At 48.5% G+C, this 8,394-nt stretch carries 12 protein-coding genes; 8 read left to right on the top strand and 4 right to left on the bottom strand.

Annotated features, from left to right (window positions below; translation table 11 throughout):
- Nucleotides 1-154 precede the first annotated feature (154 nt).
- On the bottom strand, nucleotides 155-610 hold the full coding sequence (merR, locus tag MN869_RS20105) for an Hg(II)-responsive transcriptional regulator (protein WP_001166628.1): 456 nt from the start codon (nucleotides 608-610) through the stop codon (nucleotides 155-157).
- Nucleotides 611-681: 71 nt separating this feature from the next.
- On the opposite strand from merR, the gene merT reads away from it, so the two are divergent.
- The 7 genes from merT (at nucleotide 682) to MN869_RS20070 (ending at nucleotide 4,392) form a co-directional block, all read left to right on the top strand.
- Nucleotides 682-1,032: a mercuric ion transporter MerT gene (gene merT, locus MN869_RS20100; RefSeq protein WP_001294659.1), complete on the top strand. Its 351-nt coding sequence runs from the start codon at nucleotides 682-684 to the stop codon at nucleotides 1,030-1,032.
- 13 nt (nucleotides 1,033-1,045) lie between these two features.
- Complete coding sequence (merP, locus tag MN869_RS20095) at nucleotides 1,046-1,321, top strand: mercury resistance system periplasmic binding protein MerP (protein ID WP_004178136.1); 276 nt, start codon at nucleotides 1,046-1,048, stop codon at nucleotides 1,319-1,321.
- A gap of 27 nt (nucleotides 1,322-1,348) precedes the next feature.
- The gene (merC, locus tag MN869_RS20090; protein ID WP_000522997.1) at nucleotides 1,349-1,774 is read left to right on the top strand and encodes an organomercurial transporter MerC; all 426 of its coding nucleotides are present in this window, start codon (nucleotides 1,349-1,351) and stop codon (nucleotides 1,772-1,774) included.
- 38 nt (nucleotides 1,775-1,812) lie between these two features.
- Complete coding sequence (gene merA, locus MN869_RS20085; RefSeq protein ID WP_004644736.1) at nucleotides 1,813-3,498, top strand: mercury(II) reductase; 1,686 nt, start codon at nucleotides 1,813-1,815, stop codon at nucleotides 3,496-3,498.
- 17 nt (nucleotides 3,499-3,515) lie between these two features.
- Nucleotides 3,516-3,881 (top strand): mercury resistance co-regulator MerD, encoded by a 366-nt coding sequence (gene merD / locus MN869_RS20080; protein WP_001277463.1) that lies wholly within the window; start codon nucleotides 3,516-3,518, stop codon nucleotides 3,879-3,881.
- The gene (merE, locus tag MN869_RS20075) at nucleotides 3,878-4,114 is read left to right on the top strand and encodes a broad-spectrum mercury transporter MerE (protein WP_001087807.1); all 237 of its coding nucleotides are present in this window, start codon (nucleotides 3,878-3,880) and stop codon (nucleotides 4,112-4,114) included. Before merD ends, merE begins: the two co-directional genes overlap by 4 nt.
- Nucleotides 4,115-4,179: 65 nt before the next feature.
- On the top strand, nucleotides 4,180-4,392 hold the full coding sequence (locus tag MN869_RS20070) for a DUF3330 domain-containing protein (protein WP_000993245.1): 213 nt from the start codon (nucleotides 4,180-4,182) through the stop codon (nucleotides 4,390-4,392).
- Between the two features lie 651 nt (nucleotides 4,393-5,043).
- On the opposite strand, the gene MN869_RS20065 is transcribed toward MN869_RS20070, so the two are convergent.
- From MN869_RS20065 to MN869_RS20055, 3 genes are all read right to left on the bottom strand, one after another.
- Nucleotides 5,044-5,295, bottom strand: coding sequence for a hypothetical protein (locus tag MN869_RS20065; protein ID WP_001232338.1), 252 nt, complete (start codon nucleotides 5,293-5,295; stop codon nucleotides 5,044-5,046).
- A gap of 442 nt (nucleotides 5,296-5,737) precedes the next feature.
- On the bottom strand, nucleotides 5,738-6,025 hold the full coding sequence (locus MN869_RS20060) for a hypothetical protein (RefSeq protein WP_000908082.1): 288 nt from the start codon (nucleotides 6,023-6,025) through the stop codon (nucleotides 5,738-5,740).
- 2 nt (nucleotides 6,026-6,027) lie between these two features.
- Nucleotides 6,028-6,666, bottom strand: a complete 639-nt coding sequence (locus tag MN869_RS20055) for an AAA family ATPase (protein WP_000585007.1) — start codon at nucleotides 6,664-6,666, stop codon at nucleotides 6,028-6,030.
- Nucleotides 6,667-7,069: 403 nt separating this feature from the next.
- Here MN869_RS20055 and repM point away from each other — a divergent pair, with 403 nt between their 5' ends.
- Nucleotides 7,070-8,008 (top strand): replication initiation protein RepM, encoded by a 939-nt coding sequence (gene repM, locus MN869_RS20050; RefSeq protein ID WP_077170292.1) that lies wholly within the window; start codon nucleotides 7,070-7,072, stop codon nucleotides 8,006-8,008.
- The last annotated feature ends 386 nt before the right edge of the window (nucleotides 8,009-8,394 follow it).

Below are 8,394 nucleotides of genomic sequence, written 5' to 3'. Positions count from 1 at the left end.
TTTGGCTAGTAAATAGAGTTTTCGGTCTCTAAGCTTTTTTGAAGGGAAAATCATTGACTCAGATCCCTATTTGCAACAGTGCCGTCAAAACTGCAAGTATGCAGTCTTGACCAGGCATCTAGGGGTCGTCTCAGAATTCGGAAAATAAAGCACGCTAAGGCGTAGTCACCCCGTGACTCCCCCGCGCCGATGCAGCGAGCTTCGTTCCGTCTTGCAGTGACGCAATCAGCGGGCAGGAAACGTTCCCTTTCCGCGCATGGCAGGCGCACACCAGTTCAGACAGCACGGCCTCCATGCGTGCCAAGTCGGCCATCTTCTCGCGCACATCCTTGAGCTTGTGCTCGGCCAGGCCGCTGGCTTCCTCGCAATGGGTGCCATCCTCCAGCCGCAGTAGCTCGGCGATTTCGTCCAGGCTAAAGCCCAGCCGCTGGGCCGATTTCACGAACCGCACTCGTGTTACATCCGCCTCGCCATAGCGGCGAATGCTGCCATAGGGCTTGTCTGGCTCCGGCAGCAGGCCCTTGCGCTGGTAGAACCGGATGGTCTCCACATTGACCCCGGCCGCCTTGGCAAAAACGCCAATGGTCAGATTCTCAAAATTAATTTGCATATCGCTTGACTCCGTACATAACTACGGAAGTAAGCTTAAGCTATCCAAACCAAATTTGAAAGGACAAGCGTATGTCTGAACCACAAAACGGGCGCGGCGCGCTCTTCGCCGGTGGGCTGGCCGCCATTCTTGCGTCGGCCTGCTGCCTGGGGCCGCTGGTTTTGATCGCCTTGGGGTTCAGCGGGGCATGGATCGGCAACCTGACGGTATTGGAGCCGTATCGGCCGATCTTCATCGGCGCGGCGCTGGTTGCACTGTTCTTTGCCTGGCGGCGCATCGTCCGACCGACCGCAGCCTGCAAGCCGGGCGAGGTGTGCGCGATTCCGCAAGTGCGCACCACCTACAAGCTCATTTTCTGGTTCGTCGCCGTGTTGGTCTTGGTCGCGCTTGGTTTTCCCTACGTCATGCCATTTTTCTACTAATCAGGAGTTCATCATGAAAAAGCTGTTTGCCTCCCTCGCTCTCGCCGCTTTCGTTGCCCCCGTGTTCGCCGCCACTCAGACCGTAACGCTGTCCGTGCCTGGCATGACCTGCGCCTCTTGCCCGATCACTGTCAAGCACGCGCTTTCCAAGGTTGAGGGCGTGAGCAAGACCGACGTAAGTTTCGACAAGCGCCAGGCCGTCGTCACCTTCGACGATGCCAAGACCAACGTCCAGAAGTTGACCAAGGCGACCGAGGACGCGGGCTATCCGTCCAGCCTCAAACGCTGATCCGTTAACCGAACTCGGGAGCGACACATGGGACTCATCACGCGCATCGCTGGCAAAACCGGCGCGCTCGGCAGCGTCGTTTCCGCGATGGGCTGCGCCGCCTGTTTTCCTGCCATCGCCAGCTTTGGCGCGGCCATCGGACTGGGCTTCTTGAGCCAGTACGAGGGGCTATTCATTGGCATCCTGCTGCCGATGTTCGCCGGCATCACGTTACTCGCCAATGCTATCGCTTGGCTCAATCATCGACAGTGGCGACGCACGGCGCTCGGCACGATAGGCCCGATCTTGGTGCTAGCAGCGGTGTTTTTAATGCGGGCTTACGGCTGGCAGAGCGGTGGACTGCTCTATGTCGGCCTGGCCTTGATGGTTGGGGTGTCGGTCTGGGATTTCATCTCGCCAGCACATCGCCGCTGCGGGCCGGACAGCTGTGAATTGCCAGAACAACGTGGCTGACGGCAACAGCCGTAGCCACCACAGAAAAGGAAAAATACATGACCACCCTGAAAATCACCGGGATGACCTGCGACTCGTGCGCGGCTCACGTCAAGGAAGCCTTGGAGAAAGTGCCCGGCGTGCAATCGGCGCTGGTGTCCTATCCGAAGGGCACAGCGCAACTCGCCATTGAGGCGGGCACGTCATCGGATGCGCTGACTACCGCCGTGGCCGGACTGGGCTACGAGGCAACGCTTGCCGATGCGCCACCGACGGACAACCGCGCCGGCCTGCTCGACAAGATGCGCGGCTGGATAGGGGCCGCTGATAAGCCCAGTGGCAACGAACGCCCGTTGCAGGTCGTCGTCATTGGTAGCGGTGGCGCGGCAATGGCGGCAGCACTGAAGGCCGTCGAGCAAGGCGCGCACGTCTCGCTGATCGAGCGCGGCACCATCGGCGGCACCTGCGTCAACGTCGGCTGCGTGCCGTCCAAGATCATGATTCGCGCCGCCCACATCGCCCATTTACGTCGGGAAAGTCCGTTCGACGGCGGTATCGCGGCGACTGTGCCTGCGATTGACCGCAGCAAACTACTGGCCCAGCAGCAGGCGCGCGTCGAAGAACTGCGCCATGCCAAGTACGAAGGCATTCTGGACGGCAACCCGGCCATCACCGTTGTACATGGTGAGGCGCGTTTCAAGGATGAGCAGAGCCTGGTCGTCCGTTTAAACGATGGTGGCGAGCGCGTGGTAGCTTTCGACCGCTGCTTAGTCGCCACGGGTGCCAGCCCGGCCGTGCCGCCGATTCCGGGCCTGAAAGAGTCACCCTACTGGACTTCGACCGAGGCCCTGGTCAGCGACACCCTTCCCGAACGCCTAGCCGTGATCGGCTCGTCGGTGGTCGCGCTGGAACTGGCGCAAGCCTTCGCCCGGCTGGGCAGCCAGGTCACGATCCTAGCTCGCAACACGCTGTTCTTCCGCGACGACCCGGCCATCGGCGAGGCCGTTACAGCCGCGTTCCGTGCCGAAGGGATCAAGGTATTGGAACACACGCAAGCCAGCCAGGTCGCGCATGTGGACGGCGAATTCGTGCTGACCACCGGGTACGGTGAAATACGCGCCGACCAGCTGCTGGTCGCCACTGGCAGGGCACCGAACACGCGCAGCCTGGCATTGGAAGCGGCGGGAGTCGCTGCCAATGCGCAGGGGGCCATCGTCATCGACAAGGGCATGCGCACCAGTACGCCACACATTTATGCGGCTGGCGACTGCACCGACCAGCCTCAGTTCGTCTATGTGGCGGCAGCGGCCGGCACCCGTGCTGCGATCAACATGACTGGCGGCGATGCGGCCCTGGACCTGACCGCAATGCCGGCCGTGGTATTCACCGACCCGCAGGTCGCCACCGTGGGCTACAGCGAGGCGGAAGCACATCACGACGGGATCGAGACCGACAGTCGCACCTTGACCTTGGACAACGTGCCGCGTGCGCTTGCCAACTTCGACACACGCGGCTTCATCAAGCTGGTCATCGAGGAAGGTAGCGGACGGCTCATCGGCGTGCAAGCGGTGGCCCCGGAAGCGGGTGAACTGATCCAGACGGCGGTGCTCGCCATTCGCAACCGTATGACCGTGCAGGAACTGGCCGACCAATTGTTCCCCTACCTGACCATGGTCGAAGGGCTGAAGCTCGCGGCGCAGACCTTCAGCAAGGACGTGAAGCAGCTTTCGTGCTGCGCCGGATGAGGAAAAGGAGGTGTTCAATGAGCGCCTACACAGTGTCCCGGCTGGCCCTTGATGCCGGGGTGAGCGTGCATATCGTGCGCGACTACCTGCTGCGCGGATTGCTACGGCCGGTCGCGTGCACCACGGGCGGCTACGGCTTGTTCGATGACACCGCGTTGCAACGGCTGCGCTTTGTGCGGGCTGCCTTCGAAGCGGGTATCGGCCTGGACGCACTGGCGCGGCTGTGCCGGGCGCTGGATGCTGCGGACGGTGACGGTGCGTCTGCGCAGCTTGCCGTGTTGCGGCAACTCGTCGAGCGTCGGCGCGAGGCCCTGGCCAGCCTCGAAATGCAACTGGCCGCCATGCCAACCGAACCGGCACAGCACGCGGAGAGTCTGCCATGAACAGCCCAGAGCACTTGCCGTCTGAGACGCACAAACCGATCACCGGCTACTTGTGGGGCGCGCTGGCCGTGCTCACCTGTCCCTGCCATTTGCCGATTCTCGCCATTGTGCTAGCCGGCACGACGGCCGGCGCGTTCATCGGGGAGCACTGGGGTATTGCAGCCCTCACGCTGACCGGCTTGTTTGTCCTGTCTGTGACGCGGCTGCTGCGGGCCTTCAAGGGAAGATCATGACCGCTTCCCAGCCAGCCGAGAGTGGGCAGCTTTGAGCTTCGCTACCAATCTGGAGGAGTACCACCATGAACGCAAACGCCCCGAACACTGCCAGTTGCACCACCTGCTGCGTATGCTGCAAAGAAATTCCGCTCGATGCCGCCTTCACCCCGGAAGGCGCGGAATACGTCGAACATTTCTGCGGGCTGGATTGCTATGAACGCTTCCAGGCACGCGCCAAGGCCGCGACAGAATCTGACATTGCGCCTGTCCCTGGCGGTTCGCAGCCGTCAGATTGAAGCATGGTCTATTAATACATTTATTATTAGATCACTCTGCTAAAAATTTTAGTTAGACCACCTAAGCAATTTAAGTTTAATAAGTTTAATAAGTTTAATAAGTTTAATAAGTTTAATAAGTTTAATAAGTTTAATAAGTTTAACTGCTATAAAGTGGTATTGTTCACTAGTACACTCATTTATGAAGGATTAAAGGTAACCATCCGATAAAGCACCCAACACATCCCTCGCTTCAGTAGCTTTGCAGTAAGTACTAAATTCAAATCCCGTATGTAGATATATTCGCCTTTTGGATGGAGAACAAGCTCTGCACCACCAAAGCCCACATTTATTACATTGCCTTACCCTGCAACGTTTAATCCATCCATTACAGCAATACTACCCGTTCACATTACTTTATCTCGGCTGATAATCAGCGCAGTAACTTTAGCCAATCTCGCTGCAATTTCCATGTCAGGAATTTGTCCACTTATTCCAATGATGATGAGAACTGCAGCATTGACTTAGATCGCCAGTGCTCAGTACTGGCCATCATGTAGCTTTTATCGCTTTAGCGCCTTAACTTATTTAAGTGGCGTAACTTGCATAACTTATGCATCCTATTTAAGTGATGTAAGTTATAGTATTCCGTGTCAGGAATCTGTCTACTTATCAGCGTCCGCGGAACTGCAGGATTTCTGCTTTGTTGTTCGCAACGAGGGCTAATTCTGGAGTTCCGTATAAGGCATAATCAATAACGACGCCTGATGCGAACATAGCGATTGGGCTGAAACGGAAGGTATCAGGAGCAATCGCTTTGGCAGAATTCCCCAAGGTGCTCACAATAAGATTCACATTGATGAAATCTGGCTTTCTACTCAGCCCATGGATATGCGAGCAGTTACTTATACTGCTCTTTCTCATGTCCTAAAAGCCTTTGACCATGTCAAATCGCAACATTGAGGTTATCTTGTTTTGGAATAAGCGTGGTCATTGTATGAAAGTGTTGATACATGATGGACTGGGTATTCAAAGCTCTACGGTTGAAACAAGCAACATTTCACTGGACTCAAACTCATCATAGTGAAACAATTACAAGCATTGATTCAGAGTTTCGCTTGATAAAGAATTTGACAATGTGCATCAAACATCATGACATCAATTCAGTCAGCCAAGCTGAATAGCCTAGATCCGTGTCTGTGCAGAAAAGGACGCCTTCATATAAAATAACTCAAATAGATAAATTACCACCACACTGCTAGAGCCTGAGCTGAATTTAAAAATATCTATAGGGTTCACCGGGGACTTACAGTAAATTTAACTTGGATAAAAAATATCCCCCTTAAAAAAGTGGGATATTTTTAATTTATTTATTTAATATTTCTTTTAATTCATCTGCACTATATGTCGATAAATTTTCTATAGCTGCTCGAACAATACTTGAACGATTTATTCTTGCATTTTGCCCTTTTACAACCAGCTCATCAATTAGTTTACTAATATCTTCATTGAGAGAAAAAGTGTAACGAATAAATTTTTTTTCACTTGATTCTAAAGCCTTTACCCTCTTTTCTGCACCAGATATAAATGCATCTAACATTTTATCTTGTTCAGTAGGTTCAGGTTTTTTGTTTAGCCCAGTTAAACCAGCCATAGTTATACTCCTAAAAACTCTCTTGCAATACTTTCAATTTCAGCTTTCGCTTTAGGATCACTATTTACTTCAAAAACCGAAAGCCCATTTTCATCTGCATCATCATAAACATTTCGATTTGTTGTGATTGAATTCAATGCATCAATACCAAATGATTTGCATGCCTCTTTTGCATCTAAAATTCTTTGAACTTGAGAAGGAAGAGTTGGACACTGAGTAATAATTGCTCTAGCTTTCAGATTTGGATTTACTGTCTTTGCTAATTTTAAAACTTGTTCCATATGATCTAAAGTTTTTAGATCTCTTCGTTTGGGTCTAAACGGCAATAACATATGTGTAGCTATAGTCATTGCTGAACGTAATGCTTCAGAATCCTGTCCACCTGCATCAATGATAATATCTTGGTATCTTTTATCTAAATCTTTTAAAACTGAACGTATATTCCCTGATGCTTGTACTGATGGAATATTATTTAATTCATCGTTTTCATCTCTTTCTTTGACCCAATCTGTTGTTGTTCCTTGAGGGTCAGCATCTAATAAGAGGACGTCTCTTTGACTTTGTTGTAAGTAAACTGCAAGATTTTGAGCTAAACAGCTTTTACCAGCACCGCCTTTTTCACCACCAACTAAGATAATCATAATTTATGTAAGTTACGTAAGTTTGTTTGTGTATAATTTAACGGTGATTTATGAAGTAATCAACTATCATGAAAAAAAAAATTAAAAAAAAGTTATCCACAAAAGAATGGTCTTTTTGAATTTATATATATTTATTTAAATTTATTATTTATATCTCTGCTCAAAGCTTGACTAGCAAAGGGATACAGGAAGTATATGTTGACAAATTCCTACCAATAAGTTGACTTTTTCCTGTTTCTGAGTTGACATATTCCTACCAATAAGTTGACTTTTTCCTGTTTCTAAGTTGACAAATTCTGTGCATAAGTTGACAAATTCTTTTATAAAAAATACTTTCATTTGTGGACGTTAAGTAGTATTGTCAATATATCTATTTATAACATTTTCCTTAATATATCTCCCTATGAGTAACATAGTATATAAAGATAATAATTTGGTTGAAGCATCGTATTCACTAAATCTATCTGAGCAAAGGCTAATATTAATTGCGATCATTGCTGCTCGAGAAATTGAGAAAGAACTTACTTCTGATACTATACTTACGATTCATGCTTCTGAATACATGAAACAGTTTAATTTAGGACGTCAAGCATCTTATGAAGCGTTACAATCTGCATGTGATAATCTTTTTGAACGGCATTTGAATTATAAAGCAGTAGATCCTATAACTGGAAAAATAGGAATATACAAAAGTAGGTGGGTTTCAAAAGTTGGTTATGTTAAGGAAGAGGGATGCGTCCAACTAATTTTTGCACCAGATATTATCCCCTTATTTGTAAAACTTGAAGAAAAGTTCACAAGATATGAACTTAAACAAATCTCACCACTTACAAGCATTTATGCTATTCGCCTGTATGAGTTACTCATACGTTGGAGATCAACTGGTAAGTTATATATTTCTATAGATGAGCTTAGATTAAAACTCGGATTGATAGAAGATGAATATAAAAAGATGGGAGACTTTAAAAAAAGGGTTCTTACCGTAGCTTTAAATCAAATTAACAAATTTACGGATATTACTGTTTCTTATATACAAAAAAAGGAGGGAAGAAATATTTCAGAATTACATTTCATGTTTGAAGAAAAAGAACAAAATAAAACGAGTACAAGTGCTCCTTTAGAGCCAACTTATAAATTGACAGCTAAGCAATGTATATTCTTTGCTAAAAAGCTATGTGATATTACTAACTATCCAAAATTTGGTAATGATTTCGCACATCGTGGAGAGACTCTAGAAGACTTTCAGGAAAGGATATCAAGTGATCTTCTTGATAGCGATAATGTTAGAAAGTATTTTTCTTATTTGTTAGAAGTTGGTTATGCTCCTAAATACAAGAAGTAACCCTTTAGTTAATTGTCACTTTAAACAAAAGACCACGCCCTCTCATACTAAGTTTTTAATTAAGATTGCTTTCATGTGATTTTAATATGAATTAGCATAAGTTACATAACTTATGCTGGTTAAGTAACCACCTATCCTGCCTTTATAATTTATTGCTGCAGTTCTCATCATCATTGGAATAAGTGGACAGATTCCTGACACGGAATACTATAACTTACATCACTTAAATAGGATGCATAAGTTGTGTAAGTTACGCCACTTAAATAAGTTAAGGCGCTAAAGCGATAAAAGCTACATGATGGTCAGTACTGAGCACTGGCGATCTAAGTCAATGCTGCAGTTCTCATCATCATTGGAATAAGTGGACAAATTCCTGACATGGAAAT

Source organism: Acinetobacter sp. NIPH1876 (assembly GCF_022808535.1).
GTDB classification, from domain to species: Bacteria; Pseudomonadota; Gammaproteobacteria; order Pseudomonadales; family Moraxellaceae; genus Acinetobacter; species Acinetobacter higginsii.
Note: the sequence above shows the minus strand (reverse complement) of the source record. Positions and strands in the feature narration are given on the sequence as shown.

Excerpts from the sequence above, each read along its gene's own strand:
- merC (WP_000522997.1), top strand. The coding sequence starts at position 1,349 with ATGGGACTCATCACGCGCATCGCTGGCAAAACCGGCGCGCTCGGCAGC.
- merT (WP_001294659.1), top strand. The coding sequence starts at position 682 with ATGTCTGAACCACAAAACGGGCGCGGCGCGCTCTTCGCCGGTGGGCTG.
- MN869_RS20070 (WP_000993245.1), top strand. The coding sequence starts at position 4,180 with ATGAACGCAAACGCCCCGAACACTGCCAGTTGCACCACCTGCTGCGTA.
- MN869_RS20055 (WP_000585007.1), bottom strand. The coding sequence starts at position 6,666 with ATGATTATCTTAGTTGGTGGTGAAAAAGGCGGTGCTGGTAAAAGCTGT.
- merP (WP_004178136.1), top strand. The coding sequence starts at position 1,046 with ATGAAAAAGCTGTTTGCCTCCCTCGCTCTCGCCGCTTTCGTTGCCCCC.
- merR (WP_001166628.1), bottom strand. The coding sequence starts at position 610 with ATGCAAATTAATTTTGAGAATCTGACCATTGGCGTTTTTGCCAAGGCG.
- merD (WP_001277463.1), top strand. The coding sequence starts at position 3,516 with ATGAGCGCCTACACAGTGTCCCGGCTGGCCCTTGATGCCGGGGTGAGC.
- MN869_RS20060 (WP_000908082.1), bottom strand. The coding sequence starts at position 6,025 with ATGGCTGGTTTAACTGGGCTAAACAAAAAACCTGAACCTACTGAACAA.
- merA (WP_004644736.1), top strand. The coding sequence starts at position 1,813 with ATGACCACCCTGAAAATCACCGGGATGACCTGCGACTCGTGCGCGGCT.
- merE (WP_001087807.1), top strand. The coding sequence starts at position 3,878 with ATGAACAGCCCAGAGCACTTGCCGTCTGAGACGCACAAACCGATCACC.
- repM (WP_077170292.1), top strand. The coding sequence starts at position 7,070 with ATGAGTAACATAGTATATAAAGATAATAATTTGGTTGAAGCATCGTAT.
- MN869_RS20065 (WP_001232338.1), bottom strand. The coding sequence starts at position 5,295 with ATGAGAAAGAGCAGTATAAGTAACTGCTCGCATATCCATGGGCTGAGT.